Raw genomic sequence first — 22,465 nt, 5'->3', positions numbered from 1 at the left:
GGAACGCCGCGATGCCGCGGGTGTCGGCGTCGGCCCCGTCGAGCGCCTCTGCCTGCCCTTCGCTCCAGTCGGTGAGCGCGCCGAAGTCGACCGGGCCGCGCATCACGTTGTCGGCGACGACGACCCCGCCGACCGCGACCCGGTCGGAGACGAGGTCGAACGCCTCGGCGTAGCGGTGTTTCTGGTGGTCCAAGAGGACGAGGTCGAACTCGCCGTCGACGCCCTCGAACAGGTCGAGCGCGTCGCCTTCGAGGAACGTCGTCCGGTCGGCGAGGCCGGCGCGGTCGAGGAAGTCCCGCGCCATGTCGAGTTCGTGGGCGTCGTGTTCCGTCAGGTAGAGTTCGGCGTCGTCGGCCATCCCCTCGGCGAACCACGTCGCGGAGTAGCCGAAGCCGGAGCCGAACTCGAACAGCCGCCTCGCGTCCGCGAGGTGCGCGAGGACGCGGAGCACGCCGCCCGCCTCGGGACCGATGATGGGAAAGCCGTGCTCGTCGGCGTAGGCGGCCATCTCGGCCTGCACCGCGTCGTGTTCGGGCGCGGTCGCCGCGAGGAACCGCCGCGTCTCGTCGGTCAGGATGTCCATGCCGGAGGGGCGCTCGCGAGGGACATAAAATCGGTCGCCGCGGCCGCGTTCGCGGGGACTGCCGTCACTCACTCGGTCGGCGCACCCGCGGTCGGCGACGGCGTCCGCTATTCGCCGACCCGCGTACGCTTAAGTAGAGACAAACCACATCTTCGACCATGTTTGACCCCGACGAGCTCGAAGAGATTCGGGAGGCGAAAGCCGAGTGGGAGGAGGAGACGCTGGGACCGACGCTCGACCGCTTCGGGGAGCGGAAAGACGAGTTCACGACCGACACGGGCGGCAACGTCGTCGAGCGGCTCTACACCCCGGACGACGCCGACGTGGACTACGACGAAGACGTGGGCTTCCCGGGCGAGAAACCGTACACGCGCGGGGTGTATCCGACGATGCACCGCGGGCGGCTCTGGACGATGCGGCAGTACGCGGGCTTCGGGACGGCCGCCGAGACGAACGAGCGGTTCCGCTACCTCATCGACAACGGCTCGTCGGGGCTGTCGCTCGCGTTCGACCTGCCGACGCAGATGGGCTACGACTCCGACGCGATGATGGCCGCCGGCGAGGTCGGGAAGTCGGGCGTCGCCATCGACAGCCTCCACGACATGGAGACGGTGTTCGACGGCATCGACCTCGGCGAGGTCTCCACGTCGATGACCATCAACGCCCCGGCGGCCGTGTTGCTGGCGATGTACGTCGCCCTCGGCGACAAGCAGGGCGTCCCCCGCGAGGAGCTCCGCGGCACCATCCAGAACGACATCATGAAGGAGTACATCGCGCGGAACCTCTACATCTTCCCGCCGGAGCCGTCGATGCGACTCATCACGGACATCTTCGAGTTCTGCGCGGCGGAGACGCCGAAGTTCAACACCATCTCCATCTCCGGCTACCACATCCGCGAGGCCGGCTCGACCGCCGCCCAAGAGGTCGCGTTCACCCTCGGAAACGGCATCCAGTACGTCGAGGCCGCGGTCGAGGCGGGTCTCGACGTGGACGAGTTCGCTCCCCAGTTGTCCTTCTTTTTCAACGCCCACAACAACATCCTCGAAGAGGTGGCGAAGTTCCGCGCCGCCCGGCGGATGTGGGCGAAAATCATGGAAGAGCGCTTCGGCGCGGAGAACCCGAAGTCGATGCAGTTGAAGTTCCACACCCAGACCGGCGGGTCGACGCTCACCGCCCAGCAGGTCGAGAACAACGTCGTCCGGGTCGCCTATCAGGCGCTGGCGGCCGTCCTCGGCGGCACGCAGTCGCTCCACACCAACGGGAAGGACGAGGCGCTGTCGCTCCCCACAGAGAAGTCGGTCCGCACGGCGCTCCGCACCCAGCAGATTCTCGCCCACGAGTCGGGCGCGGCGGACACCATCGACCCGCTGGCGGGCAGTTACTACGTCGAGGCGCTGACCGACGACATCGAAGACGAGGCGTTCGACCTGCTCGACGAGGTCGACGACCGCGGCGGGATGCTCGACGCCGTCAAGAACCAGTGGGTCCAGCGGGAGATTCAGGACGTGGCCTACGAGCGCCAACGCGAGATTGAGGAGGGCGAGCGCGTCATCGTCGGCGTCAACGAGTATCAGGTGGACGAGGAGCCGACCGTCGAGGTCCAAGAGGTCTCCGAGGAAGACGAGCGCAAGCAGGTCGACTCGCTCGACGCCCGGAAGGACGACCGCGACGAGGAGGCCGTCGAGGCCGCGCTGGAGGACATCCGCGCCGCCGCCAACGGCGACGAGAACCTCCTTCCGCTCATCGTCACGGCGGTCAAGGCCTACGCGACGGTCGGCGAGATATGCGGCGTCCTCCGCGAGGAGTTCGGCGAGTACGAACCCGGCATGGCCTGAAGCGGCCCCGACACTCCCGAACGACCAGCGCCGACGACAGCCCCCGCCCCGTGCCAACAAGTCACTAAGTCTATAATTTCACCCGGCTAACCAGTTTTATTATCACCCCCCGAGTGGAGCCAACCGAGGCTTATGATGCCGTTTATCGCGTTCTAAACCCGTCACACGCCCGGTCGCCGTCTGTCGGCGCGAGGTTCGCGCCACCAGTCGCTCGACGTTCGAGCGGCGGCCGTCGCGTTGCGGGGCTCTTCGACCGGAGAGCCCCCGGTATCGCATCCGATTGTCCACCTCACCAGACGAATGTCACGAAGACGCTCCCGAGACAGTCGTACCGGCTCCGATTACCACCCCTCCCATCACCGTCCCGCGCCCTCGCTCGCGACGCAGGCCGTCCTGCTCGCCTCGATGGCCGCGGTCGTCGCGGTCGTCACCTTTCCCGTGGCGTCGCTCGCGGTCGCCGTCACCGTCGCCGCCGTCGTCGCCGTCGCCCGCGTCATCGTCACCCGGGCCGACCGCTCGATGCTGACGGTCGACGTGCCCGGCGTCCCCGTCGAGGTCACGGTCTCCCGGACCGCCCGCGACTGAGGCCCGACCCGACGCCGTGAATCCACGCCGACCCCGCTCGCGCACCTCCGACGCTCACACCCCGCGACCACTCGCCCCTCGCGTCCCGCTCTTGACGCGCCCCTCCGCGCTCCGTCCCGACTCGCTTCGCTCCGTCCCGTCACTCCCCGGATTCGAGGAACCGACCCCGAAGCCACCGAGCGACCGCCACGACGAGCATCGCTTGGAGGTAGCCGAAGACGGCGAGCGCCGGGTAGAACACCGACGTCTCGCGGACGCCGAACTCGTTGGCCGCGAGCGTGTCGAAAAAGAAGGCGGCCACCAGCGCGGGGTAGTCGAGGACCCAGACTTCTATCGGCACCACGCCGAAGAAGCCGACCGCCCACACGGCCACGAGGACGGCGAAGACGGCGAGCGTGGCCCGGTCCGTGGCGAGTCGGGCGAACCCGCGTGCGAGCCGCCGTGGGTCGCGGGCGGCGCGTCGGGTCGTCGTCGTCATCGTCGGCTCACGCCACGTCGGCGTTCGACTCGGACGCGGGTTCGGCGTCGTCGTCGGAACCGCCGACGAGCGTGACGGCGGTCCCGTAGGCCAGAATCTCGGCCGCGCCCTGCGCCACCTCGGCGGTCACGTACCGGACGCCGACGACGGCGTCGGCACCCATCGCCTCCGCCTCGGCGACCATCCGTTCCGTCGCCTCGTCGCGCGCCTCGGCCATCAGCCCGGTGTAGGACTTGAGCTCGCCGCCGACGATGTTTCGGAGCCCCTGCGTGATGTCGCGGCCGACGTTCCGGGCGCGAATCGTGTTCCCGCGGACGGCGCCCAGCGTCTCCTCGATGTCGCGGCCGACGACCGACTCAGTTGTAGTTACTATCATGACATGAGTATCGAACCGTCTGGGTTTATCCGTTGCGCCCGACGAACTGGAGGCATGCACTTCGACCACGTCGGAATCGCCACGCCCGACGCCGCCGGGCTGGCCGCGCTGTTCGCGGAGCTGTTCGACGCGCCCGTGGCCCACGAGGAGACGTTCGACGGCATGTCGGTCGTCTTCCTCGAACTCGAAAACGGCTACTTCGAACTGCTCGAACCCCACGAGGAGGGTGCCATCTCGAAGTTCCTCGACAAGCGCGGCGGCGGCATCCACCACGTCGCCGTCGAGACCGACGACATCGAGGCCGCGCTCCGGACCGCCGAGGCCGCGGGTATCGACCGCATCGACGAGGAACCTCGCCCCGGCGCGTGGGGTCACGAGGTCGCCTTCTTGCATCCCAAGTCCACGGGCGGCGTCCTCGTCGAGTTCGTCTCGCACTGAGCGATGACGGACTCTCCTGACGACGCGGCCGACGAGACGGCCGCCACCGACGACACGGCTGTTACCGATGACTCGGCCGACGAGACGGCCGCCACCGACGGCTCGGCCGAACGCGGCGACGACCCCGCCGCGAGCGGTTCCGACTCCGACGACGGGGACCGCGGCTTCGCCGGGCCGATGCGCGACTGGCTCTCCCACCGAATCGCCGCGACCCCCGAGAGACAGGCGCTCATCCACGCGCCGACCGGCGACTCGTGGACCTTCCGCGAACTCGACGCGCTCGTCGACGAGACCGCCGGCCAGCTCGCCGCCCTCGGCGTCGAGGCCGGCGACCACCTCGGCGTCGTTCTCGACCCCGGCGTCGACTACGTCCGACTCATCCACGCCGCGACGCGCCTCGGGGCCGTGCTCGTCCCCCTCGGGGACCGACTCACCGCCGACGAAATCGCTCGCAACCTCGAACTCGCGGACGTGACCACGCTCGTCTGCGGCGAGTCCACCGAGTCGACGGCGGTCGAGGCCACGGCCGACGTGCCCGTCGTCTCCGTGGACGACCCGCGGTGGGAGGGCGTCATCAACCTCTCGTCCATCGCGCCGAAGCGGGTCGAACCGGCGGGCTGGTCCCTCTCGGAGACGATGCTCCTGCTTTTCACCTCGGGGACGACCGGGACGCCGAAGGCGGTGAAACTCACCATGGGCAACCTGCTCGCGAACGCCGTCGCCGGGGCGTTCCGACTCGGCGTCTCGCGCGACGACCGGTGGCTCGTCACGCTCTCGTTGCACCACATGGGCGGCATCGGCCCGATTCTCCGCGGCCCGCTGTACGGGACGACGGTCGTCCTCCGCGAGGGGTTCGACGCCGGCGGCGCGGCCGACGACATCGGCAAGTACGACGTGACGGGCGTCTCGCTCGTGCCGACGATGCTCAAGCGGATGCTCGACAGCAGGGGGACGCTCTCGGACTCGCTCCGCGTGGTGCTCCTCGGCGGCGCGCCCGCCCCCGACGAACTCGTCGAGCGCTGTCGGAACTACTCGGTGCCGGTCCACCCGACCTACGGCATGACCGAGACGGCGTCGCAGGTCGCCACCGCGACCCCGCGGGAGGCGTTCGCCGACGTGGGGACCGTCGGGCGGCCGCTCTACTTCACCGACCTCCGGGTCGTCGACGAGGACGGCACCCTCGTCGAACCCGGCACGCCGGGCGAACTCGTCGTCTCGGGACCGACCGTCTCGCCCGGCTACTACCGGAACCCCGAGGCGACCGCCGACGCCTTCGCCGACGCCGGCCTCCGGACCGGCGACATCGGCTATCGCGACGACGACGGCCTCCTGTACGTCCTGAACCGGAAGGACGACCGCATCATCACCGGCGGCGAGAACGTCGACCCCGGCGAGGTCGCGGCGGTCCTGCGGGACCACCCCGACGTGGACGACGCCGCCGTGCTCGGCGTCCCCGATTCCGAGTGGGGCGAGCGCGTCGCCGCCCTCGTCGTTCCCGCGGACCCGGAGAACCCGCCGGACGACGAGGACCTCGACGACTTCTGCCGCGAGCGACTCGCCGGGTTCAAATGCCCGCGACTGGTCGCGACCGCGGACGAACTCCCGCGGACCGTCTCGGGGACCGTCGACCGCGAGGCGGTCCGCGAGCGACTGGTCGCGGCCAAGCCCGTCGCGGAGGCCGAGCCGGAGCGCGCGGCCGATCACGATGACGGTGACGACGGCGGTGGCGACGACAGCGACGGCGACTCCGGTGAAGTCGAGACCGACTCCGGCGAGGCGACGCCCGCCACCGACATCGACGGGGACGCCATCGACGACGCCGAGGACGACACGGCCGTCGTAGATGCCGACCGCGACGACGCCGATGAGGACGAGGCCGACGACGATGGTGAGGCGAGCGCCGACGGAGACGAACACGCTGACGCCGAGCGCGCGGAGGGCGACGCCGGGAGCGCAGAGAGCGACACCGACGACGGCGACGGCACCAACGACACTGACGGCACCGACGAACTCGCTTCCGACCGCGACGAGGAGTGAACGCGCCCGCGGGTGACGCCGAATCCACAGCCCGCGCCCCGCCGAGTCGCTTCCAAACAATCATTATGTTTTACCACAAGAGGATACTATGGTAGGTGCTACCAACCAGACGCTTCGGCCGTTCCTGTGGCGCGCGGGCAAGCTCTATCCGGACCGCGAAATCGTCTCTCGGACCGCCGAAGGGCTGGAACGTTACACGTACGCGGAGTACGAGGGACGCGTGGCACGGCTCGCGGGGGCGCTTTCGGACGCCGGCATCGGGGACGGCGACCGGGTGGCGACGTTCTGCTGGAACCACAACCGACACTTCGAGACGTACTTCGGCGTGCCCTCGATGGGCGCGCAGTTGCACACCATCAACCCGCTTCTGCCCGACCACCACATCCAGTACATCGTCGAGAACGCGGAAGACCGCATCATCTTCGTGGACCCGTCGCTCGCGCCGAAACTCGCCGGCGCGGTCGACGCCGAGGCCTTCGCCTCCGTCGAGCAGTTCGTCGTGATGGCCTCCGAAGTGCCGGACGACGTGGGGCTGTCGCCCGTGACGGACTACGAGTCGTTCATCGCCGACTTCCCCGACGACTACGACTGGCCGGACCTCCCGGAGGACCAGCCGGCGGGGATGTGCTACACCTCGGGGACGACCGGCGAGCCGAAGGGCGTCGAGTACTCCCAGCAGATGCTGTGGGCGCACACGATGGCGACGCTCCCCGAGTCCGGCCTCGACATCGGCGCGAAGGACGTCATCATGCCGGTGGTGCCGATGTTCCACGTCAACGCGTGGGGCCTGCCGTTCTCGACGACCGCGGCGGGCGCGAAACACGTCTATCCCGGCCCGTCGCCGACGCCCGAGGACCTCGCGAAACTCATCGAGGAGGAGGGCGTGACGATGACCGCGGGCGTGCCGACGGTGTGGCTCGGCCTGCTCGACTACCTCGACGAGCACGACGCGGACATCTCGTCGCTCGAACGCATCATCATCGGCGGGTCGGCCGCGCCCAAGTCGGTCATCCGCCGGTTCGACGAGGAGTACGACGTGGACGTGCTCCACGCGTGGGGCATGACGGAGATGTCGCCGGTCGGCACCGTCGCCCACCTCAAGCCGGGGATGGAAGAGCTCTCCGCCGAAGAGCAGTACGAAAAGCGCGCCAAGCAGGGCCTGCTCGCGCCGGGGCTTGAGATGCGCGTCGTCGACGACGACGGGAACGAGGTCCCGTGGGACGGCGAGGAGTTCGGCGAACTGTGGGTCCGCGGCCCGTGGGTGACGACCGAGTACTTCGAGCGCCCCGACGCGAACGAGGAGGACTACGAGGGCAACTGGCTGAAGACCGGCGACGTGGTCACGGTGGACGAAGACGGCTACGTCCAAATCGTCGACCGGGCGAAAGACGTCATCAAGTCCGGCGGGGAGTGGATTTCGTCGCTCGAACTCGAAAACAGCATCATGGCCCACGACGACGTGGCCGAGGCGACCGTCATCGGCGTCCCCCACGAGCGCTGGCAGGAGCGCCCCGTGGCGTTTATCGTCCCGAAGGGCGGCGCAGACCAAGACGCGCTGAAGGCCGAACTCGTCGCGCTCGTCGAAGACGAGTTCCCGAAGTGGTGGGCCCCCGACGAAGTCGTGTTCATCGACGAGGTGCCGAAGACCGCGACCGGCAAGTTCGACAAGAAGGTGCTCCGCGACCAGTACGACGACTCGTCGCTCATCGAGGGCAAGACGCCCGACGCGGAGGCCCCGTCGGACGAGTGAGCGGCGGGGCGGACGGATGTTTTAACTAAAAACGAGTTTGAAGTTTAGACTGGTTCCATACACTATTTTTACTGTACAATTCTATGGCGTGGTATGGAACTTCTCGACGACACCATCGTGCCCGAACACGCCCGTGACCTCAAGCAGGAGGCGCGGGAGTTCGCCGAGGCGCACATCGACCCGGTCGCGGCGGACTACTACGAGTCCGGCGAGTACCCCCACGAGGTGCTCCAAGCGGGGATGGACGCGGGGCTCGTCGCACAGGACATCTCCGAGGAGTACGGCGGGAAGGGCTTCGACCTCCAGCAGATGCTCGCCATCTCCGAGGAGTTCTACCGCGCCGACGCCGGCATCGCGCTGACGCTCCAACTCGCCTCGTTCGGCTGTGAGATTATGGAGGACTACGGCAGTGAGGAACAGAAGGAGAAGTGGCTCCGCCCGGTCGCCGAAAACGAGCAGATTTCGGGGCTCGCGGTCTCCGAGCCGCAGACCGGCTCCGACATGGCCGGCATGGAGACGACCGCCGACAAGACCGAAAACGGCTACGTCCTCAACGGCGAGAAGTACTGGGTCGGCAACGCCGTCGAGGCCGACTGGCTGACGGTGTACGCCAAGACCGCCGACACCGACGACCGCTACTCGAACTACTCGATGTTCGTCGTGCCGACGGACACGCCCGGCTACGAGGCAGAACACATCCCCGAGAAGATGGGCATGCGCGCGTCGAAGCAGGGACACATCGTCTTCGACGACTGCGAGGTGCCCGAGGAGAACCTCATCGGCACCGAGGGCGGCGGCTTCTACATGCTCGCGGACTTCTTCAACCACGGCCGGGTCGTCGTCGGCGGCCACAGCCTCGGCCTCGCCGCCGCCGCCATCGAGGAGGCGTGGGAGTTCGTTCACGACCGGCGGGCGTTCGGGCGCACCGTCTCGGAGTTCCAGGCGGTCCAGCACATCCTCGCCGACATGCGAATGGAGTTCGAGGCGGCGCGCGCGCTCAACTGGCGCGCCGCCGAGAAGGTCGCAAACGGCGAGGACGCCGGCTTCTGGGCGGCCGCGGCCAAGACGAAATCGACCGAGACGGCGGTCGACGTGGCCGAACGCGGCATGCAACTCCACGGCGGCCGGTCGGTCCTCAACGAGTACAAGATTTCCCGGGTCTACCGCGACGTGCGCATCCCGGTCATCTACGAGGGCGCAAACGAGATTCAGCGCAACCTCATCTACCGGCAGGGCGCGCTGTGAACAGCCCCCGACACAGCCCCCGGAACTGACAACTCGTTTTCCGGTTTGGCATCGCTTGACCGGAACGCAGTTACTATCTGAGCGTCGTACCTTGAGTCAGCACCAATGGTACGAACGAGCGTTATCGGCTGTGGAAACATGGGGAGCGCCCTCCTCACCGGGCTCTGGAAGGCGGGTGGCCACTCGGTCATCGCCTGCGACCTCGACCCCGACGCCCTCGCCGCGGTCGCCGACTACTGCGAAGAGACGACCGACGACGTGTCGCGCGCCGCCGAGGCCGACGTGGTGTTCGTCGCGGTCAAGCCCGACATCGTCGAGGCCGTCCTCTCGGAACTCGACCTGTCTCCCGACCAGACTCTCGTCACGATAGCCGCGGGCGTCCCGACCGCGTTCGTCGAGGCGCACACCGACGCCCGCGTCGTTCGCATCATGCCGAACCTCGCCGCCGAGACCCGCGACATGGCCGCGGCGGCGACCGGCGACCTGACCGACGAGGTCCGCGAACTCCTCTCGGACGTGGGCGAGTTCGTCGAGGTCGAGGAGTCGCAGATGGACATCGCGACCGCGGTCAACGGCAGCGGGCCGGCCTTCGTCTTCTATCTCATCGAGGCCGTCACGCAGGCCGGCATCGCGGGCGGACTCTCCGAGGAAGACGCCGAGATTCTCGCCGCCCAGACGTTCAAGGGCGCGGCCGAGACCGTCGTGCAGGACGACCGCACCGCCGACGAACTCATCGACGCGGTCTGCTCGCCGAACGGGACGACCATCGAGGGGATGGAGGTCCTCTGGGACAGCGACGCCGACGAGGCCGTCACCGAGGCGGTCGTCGCGGCCGAGCGCCGGTCGAAGGAACTCGCGGAGGAGTTCGCCGATGAGTGAACTGAGCGAGACGACCGGGGCGTCGGAGGCGACCGAAACCCCTGCCGTCGACCCCGACGCGGTCGCCGCCGCCCGCGAGGCCGCCGCCGAGGCGGACCGCGTCATCGTCAAGGCCGGCACCAACTCGCTGACCGACGACGACTCCAACCTCGACGACGCGAAGCTCGACAAGCTCGTCGACGACATCGAGTCGCTCCTCTCGCGCGGCAAGGAGGTGCTTCTCGTCTCCTCGGGCGCGGTCGGTGCCGGTATCGGTCGCCTCGACCATCCCACGGCGGACCGCGACACCCTCGAAGCGTCGCAGGCGCTGTCGACGGTCGGTCAGAGCCTGCTCATGCACCGCTACACGGAGAGCTTCGAGCGCTACGACCGGAAGGTCGCCCAGATTCTCATCACCCAGCACGACCTGGAGAACCCCGAGCGCTTCACCAACTTCCGGAACACGGTCGAGACGCTTCTGGAGTGGGGCGTCGTGCCCATCATCAACGAGAACGACGCGGTCGCCACCGAGGAACTCCAAATCGGCGACAACGACATGATTTCGTCGAACATCGCGGTCGGCATCGGCGTCGACCTGCTCGTGACGCTCACCGACGTGGGCGGCGTCTACACCGGCAACCCGAAGGAGAACCCCGACGCCGAGCGCATCGAGGTCGTCGGCGACAACTACAGCGACGTCGAGGACGTCGTCACCGCGAGTTCGACCGGCGGCTTCGGCGGCATCCAGACGAAGGTCCGCGGCGCGCGCGACGCCGCCGAGTACGGTATCCCCGCCGTCATTGCGAAGTCGACCGAACCCGACGTGCTGGCGAAGATCGCCGAGCGCGAATCGGTGGGAACAATGTTCCTCCCCCTCGATGGTGAACTCGATGACTGAGCGAGACACGACCGCGCAGGTCGAACGGGCACAGTCGGCGGCGCTCCGCCTCGCCAACGTCGACGCGGCCGACCGCGACGCCGCGCTCGGAGCCATCGCGGACGCCATCCGCGACAACAGCGAGGCGATTCTCGCGGCCAACCGCGAGGACGTCGAGGAGGCCGAGGCGATGCTCGCAGAGGGCGAGTACACGCAGGCGCTCGTCGACCGCCTCAAACTCGACGAGGCGAAGCTCGACGACATCGCCGGGATGGTCGAGTCCGTCGCCGAACAGGACGACCCGCTCGGCGAGACGCTGGAGGCGAGAGAGCTGGACGAGGACCTCGAACTGTACAAGCTTTCCGTCCCCATCGGCGTCGTCGCGACCATCTTCGAGTCGCGGCCCGACGCGCTGGTCCAAATCGCCGCGCTGGCGCTGAAGTCCGGCAACGCCGTCATCCTCAAGGGCGGCAGTGAAGCAAGCGAGTCGAACCGCGTGCTGTACGAGACGATTCTGTCCGCCACCGAGGACCTGCCGGACGGCTGGGCGACGCTCATCGAGGCCCACGAGGAGGTCGACCGCCTGCTCGAACTCGACGACATGGTGGACCTCGTGATGCCCCGCGGCTCCTCGGAGTTCGTCAGCTACATCCAGGACAACACGCAGATTCCCGTCCTCGGCCACACCGAGGGCATCTGCCACGTCTACGTCGACGAGGCGGCCGACCTCGACATGGCGGAGGATATCGCGCTCGACGCGAAGGTGCAGTACCCCGCGGTCTGCAACGCCGTCGAGACGCTCCTCGTCGACGAGGCGGTCGCGGCCGACTTCCTGCCCGCGGTCGTCGAGCGCTACCGCGACGAGGGCGTCGTCCTCCGCGGCGACGAGGCGACCCGCGAACACGTCGATATCGACCCCGCGACCGACGACGACTGGGACACCGAGTACGGCGACCTCGAACTCTCCATCAAGGTCGTCTCGGACCTCTACGACGCGGTCGACCACATCAACGCCCACGGCTCGAAACACACCGAGTCCATCGTCACCGAGGACGCCGAGCGCGCCGAGACGTTCATGACCGGCGTCGACGCCGCCAGCGTCTTCCACAACGCCTCGACCCGATTCGCCGACGGCTACCGCTACGGCCTCGGCGCGGAGGTGGGCATCTCGACGGGCAAGATTCACGCCCGCGGCCCGGTCGGCCTCGAAGGCCTGACGACCTACAAGTACTACCTCGAAGGCGACGGCCAACTGGTCGCCACCTACGCCGGCGAGGACGCCGTGCCCTTCACCCACGAGGCGCTCGACGCCGACTGGACCCCCGGCCACCGAAGCCGACAGGACTGAGCGCGCCGGCGGTTCGGGTCTGTTTTTTCGCGGCAAACAGAACTATATCCCTGACAGTCGCCTCTCCGGTAGAGTCGTCTCCGCTACGACTCGGTGACTCCAATGAATCTAGACGAATTCGTCAGCGCGCACGCACCGTCCGAAGGCGGCGACTCCTTCGAACTCGAAAACTCGAAGCTCCTCGACGTGGCCCTCGACGGGAACGTCATGGCGAAAGCCGGGTCGATGGTCGGCTACACCGGCGACATCTCCTTCGAGCGGAAGTCCGCCGGCGGCCTGACGGGAATGCTCAAGAAGAAGGCCACCGGCGAGGGCGACGTCATGATGCAGGCGACCGGCACCGGCCACCTCTATCTCGCAGACCAGGGCAAGGAGGTCCAGATTCTCGAACTCGACGCGGGCGAGGAGCTGAGCGTCAACGGCAACGACGTGCTCGCGTTCGAGTCGAGCGTGAACTGGGACATCAAGATGCTGACGAGCATCGCCGGCACCTCCTCGGGCGGCCTGTTCAACGTCTTCCTCGAAGGTCCCGGCCACGTCGCCATCACGACCCACGGCGAGCCCATCGTCCTCCAGACGCCGGCCAAGACCGACCCCAACGCGACCGTCGCGTGGAGCGGCAACGTCTCGCCGTCGTCGAACCGCGACATCAACATCAAGGGCCTGCTCGGCCGCTCGTCGGGCGAGTCCTACCAGCTCGAATTCGCGGGCGACGACGGCTTCGTCATCGTCCAGCCGTTCGAGGAAGTCGGCCCCGGCGAGTAGTCGTTTTCTCCGCCCCGCCCGGCTCCCGTTCTCGCTTTCTATCGACCGTTCGTCCCGCAACCCGGCCCAGAGCGGGCCGAAACGACGCGTACCACTAGTGCCCGACGGTGATATATTGACTGCCTGAACGGTTATGGCCGCGCCGTCCTAACCCCGGTGTATGGGTGACATCAGCGTCCACCTGGTCGACCGCGGTCGCGTCCACGCCGACACCGGCTACGTCCTCGACGGCTACTCCATGGGGAGCGCGTCGAACCCGAACCCCGACCACGAGATGAGCGAGTTCGTCGTCTGGAACGCCGTCGTCGACGGCCCCGACCGGACGGTGCTGTGGGACACCGGCTCGAACCCGGCGGCCGGCGACGGCTACTGGCCCGAACCGCTGTACGAGGCGTTTTCGCACGTCGACGCCGCGGAACACACGCTCGAAGGCGACCTCGGCGCGGTCGGCTACGACCTCGCCGACATCGACGCCGTGGTGATGAGCCACCTGCACCTCGACCACGCCGGCGGCCTCGCCGCGTTCGAGGGCACCGACGTCCCGATATACGTCCACGAGGAGGAACTGAAGTTCGCGTACTACTCGGCGAAGACGACCGAGGGCTCCATCGCGTACCTCGCGTCGGACTTCGACCGCGACCTGAACTGGCACGTCGTCCACGGCGACGAGCACACGCTGTTCGACGGCTTCCGGCTCATTCACCTGCCGGGTCACACTCCCGGCGTGCTGGGCGCGCACATCGAGACGCCCGCCGGCGACGTGCTCGTCGCGGGCGACGAGTGCTACGTCGAGGGCAACTACGCCGACGAGGTGCCGCTCGGTCCCGGCCTGCTGTGGAGCGAGCGCGACTGGTTCGAGAGCCTCCAGACGGTGAAGGAACTCGAACGCCGGACCGGCGGCGACGTGCTGTTCGGCCACGACCTCGACCGCTTTTCGTCGTTCGGCGACGGCTGGAACGTCTGAACCGGCGACCGGCGCGGTCGTCGGGCTCGGACTTTTCGTCTCACGCGCCGAGCGGGCGACAGCGACCGCTCTCGTCGCGTCCGAAGAAAGTGAAAAGGGGAACCGCAGGTGTGGTGGTGGGGTGGGGTGGGGTGGGGTGGGGTTGGGTTAGGTGGAGTGGTGTGGCTGGGGTTGGGGCGGGGAAGTAGGGGGATTGGATTACTGGTGGAGACGACGACCCGGCCTAAATCATGAGTTGCACGTCTGCGTCGGCCATGTGCTGGAGGGCCGTCGCCGCGCCGACGCCGGTGGTGACGCCGTCGTAGAACTCGGCTTCGTCGTAGCCCATCAGTTCGATGGTCATCTGGCAGGCCTGGAGGTCGACGCCCATGTCGAGGGAGGTCTCGATGAGTTCCTCGATTGTCGCCGTTCCGTTTTCCTTGATCTTCTTTTCCATCATGCTCGTGGCGACGTTGTCCATGAAGGGCAGTGCGGCGACGGCGTTCGGCATCGGCATGCTCGGGTTGCCGACCGCGCTGAGCTTCAGGTTCTTCGACTTCTCCTCGTGGAGGATGTCGAGTCCCCAGAACGTGTGGAAGACCACGACGTCCCAGCCGAAGGCGGCCGCCGTGCTGGCGAGGATGAGCGGCGGGTACGCCATGTCGAGGGTTCCTTTGGTCGCGATGATGGTCATCGACTTCTGTCCGTCGTCGTCGGTCGCCTCCCGGAGGTCGGAGACCTCCTCCTGCAGGGCTTGGACCTGCGCACGGAGGTCTTCGACGGAGTCGGCTCCCGCGTCGACGGGCGCGTCGGCGTCCGAGCTCATTCCTTCTGGATGAAGTGGCGGAAGACCGCGTCGCCGTCTTCCTCGGCCTCTTCCTGTTCGAGCATGGCGACGCCGTCGGTGGAGTCGGCCCAGCCCTTCAGGTCGCTCATACTGCCGGAGTCGGTCGAGACGACCTGCAGAATCTCGCCGGAGTCGAGGTCGTCGACCGCGCCGCGGGTCTTGACGACGGGCATCGGGCAGGACAGTCCTTTCACGTCGAGGGTCTCGGTGGGTTCGTATGTACTCATTTTCGAGGTCACCTGTGTTGGGTGTATTCCACAATATAAGGGTGCTTCGTAAAAGTGTGTCGGTTCTTGGGGAGACACCACAATACCTTATCGAAATCGCCGATAGGCGTCAGAATCGGCGTTTCTCGGGTAGTAGAGCCATTGTGTGCTCGTGTAGGTACGAAATCGCACTAGTTTCGGTCGGTCTCGGCGGAGTGAATATTGCATGAAATCCAAACTACCATCCGAAAGCTTAAGTCGAACCACCCGATAGTGGGTGATGCATACATGACCGTTCCAGACCTGCCGGAACTCGAAGTCGACGTGCCAGTCATCGAACCTGAGGCGCTGAAAGCCCGCATCGACGAGGGCGAGGCGCTCACCATCCTCGACAACCGCGTGCCGTCGGAACACGAGGACTGGCGCATCGACGGCGAGAACGTCTCGCACGTCAACATCCCCTACTTCGAGTTCCTCGACGAGGAGCTCGACGAGTCGCTGTTCGAGGACCTGCCCGAGGACGAGGAGTTCGTCGTCCTCTGTGCGAAGGGCCACTCCTCGGAGTACGTCGCCGGGTTGCTCATCCAGGAGGGCTACGACGCCGTGGCGCTCGAACGCGGCATGAACGGCTGGGCGAGCATCTACGAGTACACCGAACTGGAGACCGACGGCGACGCGCTCGTCGCGCAGTACCAGCGCCCCTCCAGCGGCTGTCTGGCGTACCTCGTCGTCGACGGCGACGAGGCCGCCGTCGTCGACCCGCTTCGCTACTTCGCCGACGAGTACGTCGCCGACGCGAAGGCGCTCGGCGCGGAGCTGAAGTACGCCATCGACACGCACATCCACGCCGACCACATCAGCGGGGTCCGCACGCTGGTCGAAGACTACGGCGTCACGGGCGTCATCCCCGAGGCCGCTGAAGGCCGCGGCGTCGACTACGACACCCCCTACGAGACCATCGCGGACGGCGAGACCCGCACCGTCGGCGACACCGACATCGAGGCCATCCACACGCCCGGCCACACGACCGGCATGACGACCTACAAGGTCGACAACGTGCTGTTCACGGGCGACGGCCTGTTCATCGAGTCGGTCGCCCGCCCCGACCTCGAAGACGGGGACGAGGGCGCGCCCGACGCGGCCGGGATGCTCTACGACTCCCTGCAGGAGCGCGTCCTCTCGCACGACGACGACGCCATCGTCGCCTCCGCGCACTTCAGCGACGCGGCAATCCCCGCCGACGACGGCAGTTACACCGCCACGCTCGGGGAACTGAAGGACACGATGGACGCACTTTCGATGCCCAAAGACGAGTTCGTGGAGTTCATTCTCTCGGACATGCCGCCGCGGCCGGCCAACTACGTCGACATCATCGAGACGAACCTCGGCGTGCAGGAGTCCGACGACGACCGCGCCTTCGAGCTCGAACTCGGGCCGAACAACTGCGCGGCCAGCAACGAAGCCCTGACGAACTAAATGTCGGGTCTGACGCCGCTCCTCGTCGACGGGCTCTTCCCGAACGGCATCGCGCACTACGCGCTCGGCGGCCTCCTCATCGGCCTCGGGACCGCCGTCATCTACCTCGGGACGGGCGTCATCGCCGGCGCGAGCACCTTCCTCGAATCGACGCTGTCGTACGTCTCCGACCTCCCGCGGTTCAACAAGGCGAAGTACGTCGCCTCGCGGGACTGGCGGGTCGTGTTCACGCTGAGCATCGTCGCCGGGGCCGCGCTCTACACCGTCCTGTTCGGCGACGGCTGGTGGGTCTCCGACGTGCAACCGTGGCGCTTCGCCGTCGGCGGCGTGCTCGTCGGCGTCGGCACCCGCATCGGGAAGGGCTGTACGTCCGGCCACGGGGTCTGCGGCGTCGGCTCGCGCTCGCGGACCTCGCTCGTCAACGTCGCCACCTTCATGCTCGTGGCCATCGGGGTCGCACAGCTCCTGAGCGCGCTGGGGGTGTCGCCGTGAGCGACGACGAGCGCGGACTCGGATTCATGCTGGTCGTCATCGCGGGCGGCCTGATATTCGGGTTCGGCCTCGCCGTCAGCAACATGGCCCGCCCGGAGGTCGTCCTCGACTTCCTCCAGTTCGACGACTTCGGCCTCCTCTTCGTGATGGGCGGCGCCGCCGTCGTCACCGGCACCGTCTTCGCGCTCGCCGAGGCGTTCGGCGACCGCGCGCCCCTCACCGGGCGCGACTACGGCCGCCGCCTGAAGTCGTTCGACAAGAACGTCGTCGTCGGCGGGGTCATCTTCGGAGCCGGCTGGGGCATCTCGGGTATCTGCCCCGGCGCGGCCTACGCCAGCGTCGGCATCGGCAACTACCCCATCCTCATCGCCATCGGCGGGATGTTCGTCGGCGCGTACCTACAGGGGCTCTGGCGCGCCCGCCGCGCCGAGAGCGCCGCGACCGGCACCTCCGCCGACTGAGCCGCCTCGCGACCAACCCGGTTTCGATTTCGTTCTTTTCGGACCTCGACCGTAAGCGGCGGCGACGCCCTCGACGGCCGCTCCGTTGAACGCGAACGCGAGGCAACGAGTCGCGCGCGCCGTCGAGTGCGGAGACTCGTGTTCCCTCCCAGCGTGGCGTTCGAATCTCACCCAGACGCTCGTATGTGCCGCCGTGAGCGCCTGTCGACGCCGTTCTTTCGGTCGCGACCTGTGTGCCGGCAGAATTGTACAATAGATAAAATACTATTTTGTCATAGATAGCGGCCAAATATGTTCGTAAGGCCGCGTGATACAAAATTTGCCCCGATTTAGTGGTATTTCTATGCTGTTTCTATAACTTATGTGTATGCAACGGAGATATGGTATTGTACAGTATTCCCAAAAGCGTTATATCCTCACTCCGGTTAGCCAGCCATGTACAAGAAAGTATGATTCGCACAATACACACCGGGCACCCCGAGGGGTGCTGGTAAGATGTTCGGAATCGAGACGTTGGGCGGCAACGTTCAGGCCGCCGCGCTCGTCGGCATCGTCCTCGTCGAGGCGATGGTCCTGTACGTCGGCTACGGCGCGCTGACCGCCGCGGTCGGTCCGTCCGTGCGGAAGGCCATCGGTGGTGAGTGAGCGTGTTCGAGCTACTGGGCATGTCGGCCGGGATGCTGGCGCTTTTCGTCGCGTTCGGCGTCCTCATCGGCATCCTGTTCGGCTTCTTCGGCATGGGCGGGTCGTTCCTCGTGACGCCCGCGCTCCTCGTCATGGGCTACCCCTCGCGCGTGGCCGTCGGCTCCGGCCTCGCGTTCGTCTTCGGGACCTCGGTTATCGCGACGCTGAAACACCGCGACCTCGGACAGGTCGACTACAAACTCGGCATCTCGATGATTATCGGGACCACGGTCGGCCTCGAAGTCGGGAAGGAAATCGTCCTCTACCTCGAAGAGCTCGGACTCGCCGGTAACATCATCAGCGTCACGTACGTGCTCTTGCTCGGCGGTATCGGGCTGTTCGTCACCTACGAGGCGCTGAAGGGCGGCGACGGCGGCGGCGTCAGCCACGACGTGGACGGCGACGCCGACGTCGACGCCGACGACATCCCCGAGCTGGCGAAGAAGATTCAGAGCTACTCGCTCCCGCCGATGATAACGCTTCGCGGCGGCGTCAAGGTCTCGCTGTGGATGATTCTGCTCGTCGCGTTCGCCACGGGGCTCCTCTCGGGGTTCCTCGGCGTCGGCGGCGGCTTCATCCGCATGCCCGCGCTGTTCTACCTCATCGGCGTCCCGGTGCCCATCGCGGTCGGGACCGACCTGTTCGAAATCATGTTCTCGGGCGGTATCGGCTCGTTCCTCTACGCCCAGTCCGGCGGCGTCGACCTCTCTATCGTCGCGCCGCTCCTCGCCGGCTCGGCGCTCGGCGCGCGCGTCGGCTCCGCCGCGACCTCCATCGTCAACGAGGACGAAATCAAGATTTACTTCGGTCTGATGCTCCTCCTCGGCGCGCTCGCGGTCGCCGTGCGGCAGGCCGGGAACTACCTCGGTATGGGCGTCCTCGACTACGTCAGCCTCGCGCTCATCCTCGGCTCGGCGCTCATGGTCTCCGGCGCGGTGCTCTACAGCGCCGTCAAGTCCATGCGCGCGCCCTCGGCCACCGGGAGTTCGACCGCCGACTGAGGGCGACGACTCACACGCGAACCGCACTCGCATCGAACACGAATCCGCGACACCGGGCCGCCGTTTCTCCCCCGGTGTTGTGCAAACTATACAAACCCTTTTGAGGGCTGACCACGTAGCCCGAACCGATAATGGCTAGCTCGATGGTCGAATACCTGCAATCGGACATGGAGTGTGAGGGGCTCCTCGAGTGTCTCCACGGACTGAAGCAACTCGACCGGCGGTGTTTCGAGGTGCTCGTCGAGACCGAGGAACACCTCACCGTCGACGAGGTCGCCGACGCGGTCGAACGCGAGCGCTCGACCGCCTACCGCTCCATCCAGCGCCTGTTGCAGGCGGGGCTCATCCAGAAGGAACAGGTCAACTACGAACACGGCGGCTACTACCACGTCTACCACCCGACCGACCCCAACGAGGTCGCAGACGATATGCAACGCATGCTCAACGACTGGTACGCCCAGATGGGCACGCTCATCCAAGAGTTCCGCGACAAGTACGACGAGAAAATCGTCCCCGCAGAGTGAGTTCGTTCGGTCGACGAGCGGCCGTCGCCCCTCGATTGGTTCGCGCGTCCCAAATCGATTAGGTTCCGTATTCAACCGCATACAGTCCATAGCTACTGCTACGACCACTCTATGTCGAAGAGTAAAAGCAGTCCCCGAAACAACGAGTTCGTCGAAGAGTGCCCGTCGTGTGAGTCGCGGACGCCTCACGACGTCTCCATCGAAATCAAGACCGAGAGCCGGAAACGCGAGAACCGTCAGTTCTCCCGCGAACCGTACCGCGTCACGCGCTGTACGCGCTGTGGAGACACGCAGTCCCAGCGCATGAACGACGCGTGAGCGGCGCTCCCGACCGGCGGCCGACCTCCACCCGCGTCCGACTCCGGACGACCACGCCCGCGACGACGTAACCACGGCCCGAGCCATGACACAGACTCACACTGACGACACGCCGACCGTCCTCCTCGTCGACGACGAGGCCGCCCTCGCCGACAGCCTCGCGTTGTGGCTCGAACGCCGCTACCGCGTCCGGGTCGCCTACTCCGGGCGCGAGGCGCTTCAGGCGTTCGACGACGACGTCGACCTCGTCTTTCTCGACCGCAACCTCCCCGGTCTCTCCGGCGAGTCCGTCCTCGAAGAACTCCGCCGCCGGGTCGACCCGTCGTCGTTCGGCGTCGTCATGCTCAGCGCCTCGCCCGGCGACGAACTGACCGCGCTCCCCGTCGACGACGTCCTCACGAAGCCGGTCACTAAACGCGATGTCTTCGACGCCGCCGCTCGGCTCGTCGGCGACGCGCCAGAAGCGAAACTCGAGTAACCGTTCTCCCGCCGTATCCGCGTTCTCCCGCCGTATCCGCGTCTCTCAGTCGTCCGCCGGCGCGGGACTCAGTTCGTCGAAGTACGTCTCGATGAGCTTTCGCTCCGCCGTCCGGAGGTGTTCGTGGAGCGTCGGCGGCGAGATACCGAGCGAGTCGGCGACCTCCTCGGCCGTGCTCCCGCGGGGCCACTCGAAGTACCCGGAGACGAGCGACGTTTCGAGGACCGTCCGCTGTCGGTCGGTCAGCTTCGAGTCGAGCGCCCGCCGGAAGGAGTCCGGCGACTGGACGGACCGCTCGACCTCGCGCTTTGCGACGACGGAGACGCCCGGTGCGGCCGTCGTCACCGCCTCCACCAGCGCGCCGTGGTCGGCGTCGGCCGCGACGTGGAGCGCGAGACTGCCGGAGCCCTCCGAGAGCGTCAACCGCTCGACGCTCGCGCCGTGGTCGATAGCGGTCGAAAGCACCGCCTCGGCGTCGGTGCGGAGTTCGACGACCGACTCCTCGTCTCCGTCGGAGACGACGCGGGCCTGCGAGACGTCGTCGGCGTCGACGGCGGCCTCGACGGCGTCCGCCCCCGACGCGCCCGCGACGCTGACGAAGCAGGTGAGACCGTCGTCGAGGCGGCTCGCGCTGTCGAGCGAAAGCTGGCAGTCGAGCGTCGCCGAGAGCCCGGCGAGCACGCCGGTGTCGCCGGCGTCGCCGCCGACCTGAAACTCCAGTTCGACGACGCTGTCGCCGTTGAGAAGCTGTTTGCTCTGAGTCGCGCTGATGCCGTTGCCGACTGTCGCCCCGAGGTCGGAAAACAGCGCGGCGGACTCGTCGTCGAAGCCGTCGGTCTCGTCGTAGACGACGAGCGCGCCGTACATCGTCTCGCGGTAGTCGATGGCGACACAGAGCGCCGACACCGCGTCGAGGGCGGCGGCGTCGTCGCCGAAGACCGCCGCGCGGTGCGCCTCGGAGATGTCGTCGAAGGCGAAGCCGTCTTCGACCGTCCCGTCGATGTCGAACGCCTCGTCGACGAACCCGATGTCGACGCCCGCGGGGTCGAGGCCGTGACCGGCCGCCGCGGTACACCGGAGCGTGCCGGCGGCGGTGCGCCTGAGGACGAACGCGGCCTCGTGGGCGCTCGCGACCGTCTCGCAGACGGTCTGTTCGATTTCGTCGCGGGTTCGCGCGTCGATGAGCGCCCGGTCGACGTCGCGGAGGAGCTCGTTGGTCCGGTTCAGGCGGTCGAGCTGGGCCTCGCGGTTGCGAATCGCCTCCTCGTGTTCGGCGCGCACGGCCTCCAGGCGACTGCGGAGGTCCGAAAGCGCCTCCGGCTCGCGGAGCTCCTCGACGTCGCGGCTGTCGAGCGCCGCCTCGGTGGATTCGAGCGCGAAGTACTCGCGGACCTCGGAGTCGAACCCCGACCGCACGAGCAGTTCCTCGACCGTCTCTTTGACCTCCGTCTCCGAGACGGGCTTGACGAGATAGGCGTCGAACGGCATGTCGACGATGTCGGTGTCGGGCTCGACCGCGGTCATCATCGCCACGCGGCAGTCGAGGCCGCGCTCGCGAATCTCTTCGAGCACGTCGTCGCCCGTGACGTTCGGCATCCGGCGGTCGAGGAGGACGACGTCGACGGTGTCGTCCAGCCGACTGAGAGCCTCTTTTCCGCCGTAGGCGGTCTCGACGGCGAACCGCTCGCCGTCGAGCCAGTACCGGCAGGTGTCCGCGAGGTCCTCGTCGTCGTCGACCACGAGGACGACCTGCTCGGCGGCCCGAAGTTCGGGGCTCTCGCGCGCCGAGCGTTCGGTGACCATCGTATCGAACACACAGTGACGGCGAACAGTAATATATCTGCCCATCCCAGAAGGTGG

Annotated in this window: 25 protein-coding genes; 19 read left to right on the top strand and 6 right to left on the bottom strand. The window is 67.3% G+C overall.

Annotated elements, in window-relative coordinates:
- A partial coding sequence (locus tag C438_RS04815) for an O-methyltransferase (RefSeq protein WP_004968157.1) occupies positions 1–583 on the bottom strand: 583 nt, incomplete at its 3' end.
- 158 nt (positions 584–741) lie between these two features.
- On the opposite strand from C438_RS04815, the gene C438_RS04810 reads away from it, so the two are divergent.
- Together C438_RS04810 and C438_RS19935 are read left to right on the top strand one after the other, a co-directional pair.
- The gene (locus tag C438_RS04810) at positions 742–2,418 is read left to right on the top strand and encodes an acyl-CoA mutase large subunit family protein (protein WP_004968156.1); all 1,677 of its coding nucleotides are present in this window, start codon (positions 742–744) and stop codon (positions 2,416–2,418) included.
- Between the two features lie 300 nt (positions 2,419–2,718).
- On the top strand, positions 2,719–3,003 hold the full coding sequence (locus tag C438_RS19935) for a hypothetical protein (protein ID WP_239640640.1): 285 nt from the start codon (positions 2,719–2,721) through the stop codon (positions 3,001–3,003).
- A 139-nt stretch (positions 3,004–3,142) separates the two neighbouring features.
- On the opposite strand, the gene C438_RS04800 is transcribed toward C438_RS19935, so the two are convergent.
- The gene (locus tag C438_RS04800; protein WP_004968154.1) at positions 3,143–3,481 is read right to left on the bottom strand and encodes a hypothetical protein; all 339 of its coding nucleotides are present in this window, start codon (positions 3,479–3,481) and stop codon (positions 3,143–3,145) included.
- A 7-nt stretch (positions 3,482–3,488) separates the two neighbouring features.
- On the bottom strand, positions 3,489–3,857 hold the full coding sequence (locus C438_RS04795; protein WP_004968153.1) for a YbjQ family protein: 369 nt from the start codon (positions 3,855–3,857) through the stop codon (positions 3,489–3,491).
- A gap of 54 nt (positions 3,858–3,911) precedes the next feature.
- Here C438_RS04795 and mce point away from each other — a divergent pair, with 54 nt between their 5' ends.
- The 9 genes from mce (at position 3,912) to C438_RS04750 (ending at position 14,139) form a co-directional block, all read left to right on the top strand.
- Positions 3,912–4,295: a methylmalonyl-CoA epimerase gene (mce, locus tag C438_RS04790; RefSeq protein WP_004968152.1), complete on the top strand. Its 384-nt coding sequence runs from the start codon at positions 3,912–3,914 to the stop codon at positions 4,293–4,295.
- 3 nt (positions 4,296–4,298) lie between these two features.
- A complete protein-coding gene (gene menE, locus C438_RS04785; protein WP_004968151.1) occupies positions 4,299–6,332 on the top strand; it encodes an o-succinylbenzoate--CoA ligase in 2,034 nt (677 codons plus the stop codon).
- An 88-nt stretch (positions 6,333–6,420) separates the two neighbouring features.
- Entirely contained in the window at positions 6,421–8,082 is a 1,662-nt protein-coding gene (locus C438_RS04780) for a long-chain fatty acid--CoA ligase (RefSeq protein ID WP_004968150.1), read from the top strand.
- Positions 8,083–8,175: 93 nt separating this feature from the next.
- Complete coding sequence (locus C438_RS04775) at positions 8,176–9,327, top strand: acyl-CoA dehydrogenase family protein (protein ID WP_004968149.1); 1,152 nt, start codon at positions 8,176–8,178, stop codon at positions 9,325–9,327.
- A 105-nt stretch (positions 9,328–9,432) separates the two neighbouring features.
- Positions 9,433–10,206 carry a pyrroline-5-carboxylate reductase gene (proC, locus tag C438_RS04770; RefSeq protein ID WP_083899948.1) on the top strand — a complete coding sequence of 258 codons (774 nt, stop codon included), beginning with the start codon at positions 9,433–9,435 and terminating at the stop codon, positions 10,204–10,206.
- Positions 10,199–11,083 carry a glutamate 5-kinase gene (proB, locus tag C438_RS04765; RefSeq protein ID WP_004968147.1) on the top strand — a complete coding sequence of 295 codons (885 nt, stop codon included), beginning with the start codon at positions 10,199–10,201 and terminating at the stop codon, positions 11,081–11,083. Before proC ends, proB begins: the two co-directional genes overlap by 8 nt.
- On the top strand, positions 11,076–12,410 hold the full coding sequence (locus C438_RS04760) for a glutamate-5-semialdehyde dehydrogenase (RefSeq protein ID WP_004968146.1): 1,335 nt from the start codon (positions 11,076–11,078) through the stop codon (positions 12,408–12,410). The genes proB and C438_RS04760 overlap by 8 nt, the downstream gene beginning before the upstream one ends.
- A gap of 102 nt (positions 12,411–12,512) precedes the next feature.
- Positions 12,513–13,175 (top strand): AIM24 family protein, encoded by a 663-nt coding sequence (locus C438_RS04755; protein ID WP_004968145.1) that lies wholly within the window; start codon positions 12,513–12,515, stop codon positions 13,173–13,175.
- Between the two features lie 160 nt (positions 13,176–13,335).
- Positions 13,336–14,139 carry an N-acyl homoserine lactonase family protein gene (locus C438_RS04750; RefSeq protein WP_004968144.1) on the top strand — a complete coding sequence of 268 codons (804 nt, stop codon included), beginning with the start codon at positions 13,336–13,338 and terminating at the stop codon, positions 14,137–14,139.
- Between the two features lie 223 nt (positions 14,140–14,362).
- Here C438_RS04750 and C438_RS04745 read toward each other — a convergent pair whose 3' ends face one another.
- Entirely contained in the window at positions 14,363–14,944 is a 582-nt protein-coding gene (locus C438_RS04745; protein WP_004968143.1) for a DsrE/DsrF/DrsH-like family protein, read from the bottom strand.
- On the bottom strand, positions 14,941–15,192 hold the full coding sequence (locus C438_RS04740) for a sulfurtransferase TusA family protein (RefSeq protein WP_049917742.1): 252 nt from the start codon (positions 15,190–15,192) through the stop codon (positions 14,941–14,943). The genes C438_RS04745 and C438_RS04740 overlap by 4 nt, the downstream gene beginning before the upstream one ends.
- A 267-nt stretch (positions 15,193–15,459) precedes the next feature.
- Here C438_RS04740 and C438_RS04735 point away from each other — a divergent pair, with 267 nt between their 5' ends.
- The 8 genes from C438_RS04735 to C438_RS04705 all read left to right on the top strand — a co-directional run bounded on the left by C438_RS04735 (position 15,460) and on the right by C438_RS04705 (position 20,605).
- Positions 15,460–16,647: an MBL fold metallo-hydrolase gene (locus tag C438_RS04735; protein ID WP_004968141.1), complete on the top strand. Its 1,188-nt coding sequence runs from the start codon at positions 15,460–15,462 to the stop codon at positions 16,645–16,647.
- The gene (locus C438_RS04730) at positions 16,648–17,139 is read left to right on the top strand and encodes a YeeE/YedE family protein (RefSeq protein ID WP_004043575.1); all 492 of its coding nucleotides are present in this window, start codon (positions 16,648–16,650) and stop codon (positions 17,137–17,139) included.
- Positions 17,136–17,600 carry a DUF6691 family protein gene (locus tag C438_RS04725; RefSeq protein ID WP_004968138.1) on the top strand — a complete coding sequence of 155 codons (465 nt, stop codon included), beginning with the start codon at positions 17,136–17,138 and terminating at the stop codon, positions 17,598–17,600. The genes C438_RS04730 and C438_RS04725 overlap by 4 nt, the downstream gene beginning before the upstream one ends.
- A gap of 495 nt (positions 17,601–18,095) precedes the next feature.
- Positions 18,096–18,245, top strand: a complete 150-nt coding sequence (locus tag C438_RS19630) for a DUF7512 family protein (RefSeq protein ID WP_004968137.1) — start codon at positions 18,096–18,098, stop codon at positions 18,243–18,245.
- The gene (locus tag C438_RS04720) at positions 18,242–19,285 is read left to right on the top strand and encodes a sulfite exporter TauE/SafE family protein (RefSeq protein WP_204365896.1); all 1,044 of its coding nucleotides are present in this window, start codon (positions 18,242–18,244) and stop codon (positions 19,283–19,285) included. The genes C438_RS19630 and C438_RS04720 overlap by 4 nt, the downstream gene beginning before the upstream one ends.
- Positions 19,286–19,428: 143 nt before the next feature.
- Positions 19,429–19,809: a helix-turn-helix domain-containing protein gene (locus tag C438_RS04715; RefSeq protein ID WP_004968134.1), complete on the top strand. Its 381-nt coding sequence runs from the start codon at positions 19,429–19,431 to the stop codon at positions 19,807–19,809.
- 111 nt (positions 19,810–19,920) lie between these two features.
- Positions 19,921–20,127 (top strand): DUF7835 family putative zinc beta-ribbon protein, encoded by a 207-nt coding sequence (locus tag C438_RS04710; RefSeq protein WP_004968133.1) that lies wholly within the window; start codon positions 19,921–19,923, stop codon positions 20,125–20,127.
- 85 nt (positions 20,128–20,212) lie between these two features.
- A complete protein-coding gene (locus tag C438_RS04705; protein WP_004968132.1) occupies positions 20,213–20,605 on the top strand; it encodes a response regulator transcription factor in 393 nt (130 codons plus the stop codon).
- Positions 20,606–20,650: 45 nt separating this feature from the next.
- Here the strand turns inward: C438_RS04705 and C438_RS04700 are convergent, their stop codons facing one another.
- Entirely contained in the window at positions 20,651–22,408 is a 1,758-nt protein-coding gene (locus C438_RS04700) for a bacterio-opsin activator domain-containing protein (RefSeq protein ID WP_004968131.1), read from the bottom strand.
- Between the last annotated feature and the right edge of the window lie 57 nt (positions 22,409–22,465).

Origin of the sequence: Haloferax denitrificans ATCC 35960, assembly GCF_000337795.1 — an archaeon.
Lineage (GTDB): Archaea > Halobacteriota > Halobacteria > Halobacteriales > Haloferacaceae > Haloferax > Haloferax denitrificans.
The sequence above is the reverse complement of the archived record's forward strand: the minus strand, read 5'-3'. Positions and strand labels throughout refer to the sequence as shown.

What these genes read in the sequence shown, in the direction of transcription:
- mce (WP_004968152.1), top strand. Translation starts at nt 3,912, where the DNA reads ATGCACTTCGACCACGTCGGAATCGCCACGCCCGACGCCGCCGGGCTG.
- C438_RS04780 (WP_004968150.1), top strand. Translation starts at nt 6,421, where the DNA reads ATGGTAGGTGCTACCAACCAGACGCTTCGGCCGTTCCTGTGGCGCGCG.
- C438_RS04755 (WP_004968145.1), top strand. Translation starts at nt 12,513, where the DNA reads ATGAATCTAGACGAATTCGTCAGCGCGCACGCACCGTCCGAAGGCGGC.
- C438_RS04795 (WP_004968153.1), bottom strand. Translation starts at nt 3,857, where the DNA reads ATGATAGTAACTACAACTGAGTCGGTCGTCGGCCGCGACATCGAGGAG.
- menE (WP_004968151.1), top strand. Translation starts at nt 4,299, where the DNA reads ATGACGGACTCTCCTGACGACGCGGCCGACGAGACGGCCGCCACCGAC.
- C438_RS04745 (WP_004968143.1), bottom strand. Translation starts at nt 14,944, where the DNA reads ATGAGCTCGGACGCCGACGCGCCCGTCGACGCGGGAGCCGACTCCGTC.
- C438_RS04775 (WP_004968149.1), top strand. Translation starts at nt 8,176, where the DNA reads ATGGAACTTCTCGACGACACCATCGTGCCCGAACACGCCCGTGACCTC.
- C438_RS04730 (WP_004043575.1), top strand. Translation starts at nt 16,648, where the DNA reads ATGTCGGGTCTGACGCCGCTCCTCGTCGACGGGCTCTTCCCGAACGGC.
- proB (WP_004968147.1), top strand. Translation starts at nt 10,199, where the DNA reads ATGAGTGAACTGAGCGAGACGACCGGGGCGTCGGAGGCGACCGAAACC.
- C438_RS19630 (WP_004968137.1), top strand. Translation starts at nt 18,096, where the DNA reads ATGTTCGGAATCGAGACGTTGGGCGGCAACGTTCAGGCCGCCGCGCTC.
- C438_RS04705 (WP_004968132.1), top strand. Translation starts at nt 20,213, where the DNA reads ATGACACAGACTCACACTGACGACACGCCGACCGTCCTCCTCGTCGAC.
- C438_RS19935 (WP_239640640.1), top strand. Translation starts at nt 2,719, where the DNA reads ATGTCACGAAGACGCTCCCGAGACAGTCGTACCGGCTCCGATTACCAC.
- C438_RS04735 (WP_004968141.1), top strand. Translation starts at nt 15,460, where the DNA reads ATGACCGTTCCAGACCTGCCGGAACTCGAAGTCGACGTGCCAGTCATC.
- C438_RS04750 (WP_004968144.1), top strand. Translation starts at nt 13,336, where the DNA reads ATGGGTGACATCAGCGTCCACCTGGTCGACCGCGGTCGCGTCCACGCC.
- C438_RS04710 (WP_004968133.1), top strand. Translation starts at nt 19,921, where the DNA reads ATGTCGAAGAGTAAAAGCAGTCCCCGAAACAACGAGTTCGTCGAAGAG.
- C438_RS04760 (WP_004968146.1), top strand. Translation starts at nt 11,076, where the DNA reads ATGACTGAGCGAGACACGACCGCGCAGGTCGAACGGGCACAGTCGGCG.
- C438_RS04715 (WP_004968134.1), top strand. Translation starts at nt 19,429, where the DNA reads ATGGTCGAATACCTGCAATCGGACATGGAGTGTGAGGGGCTCCTCGAG.
- C438_RS04810 (WP_004968156.1), top strand. Translation starts at nt 742, where the DNA reads ATGTTTGACCCCGACGAGCTCGAAGAGATTCGGGAGGCGAAAGCCGAG.
- C438_RS04740 (WP_049917742.1), bottom strand. Translation starts at nt 15,192, where the DNA reads ATGAGTACATACGAACCCACCGAGACCCTCGACGTGAAAGGACTGTCC.
- proC (WP_083899948.1), top strand. Translation starts at nt 9,433, where the DNA reads ATGGTACGAACGAGCGTTATCGGCTGTGGAAACATGGGGAGCGCCCTC.
- C438_RS04800 (WP_004968154.1), bottom strand. Translation starts at nt 3,481, where the DNA reads ATGACGACGACGACCCGACGCGCCGCCCGCGACCCACGGCGGCTCGCA.
- C438_RS04700 (WP_004968131.1), bottom strand. Translation starts at nt 22,408, where the DNA reads ATGGTCACCGAACGCTCGGCGCGCGAGAGCCCCGAACTTCGGGCCGCC.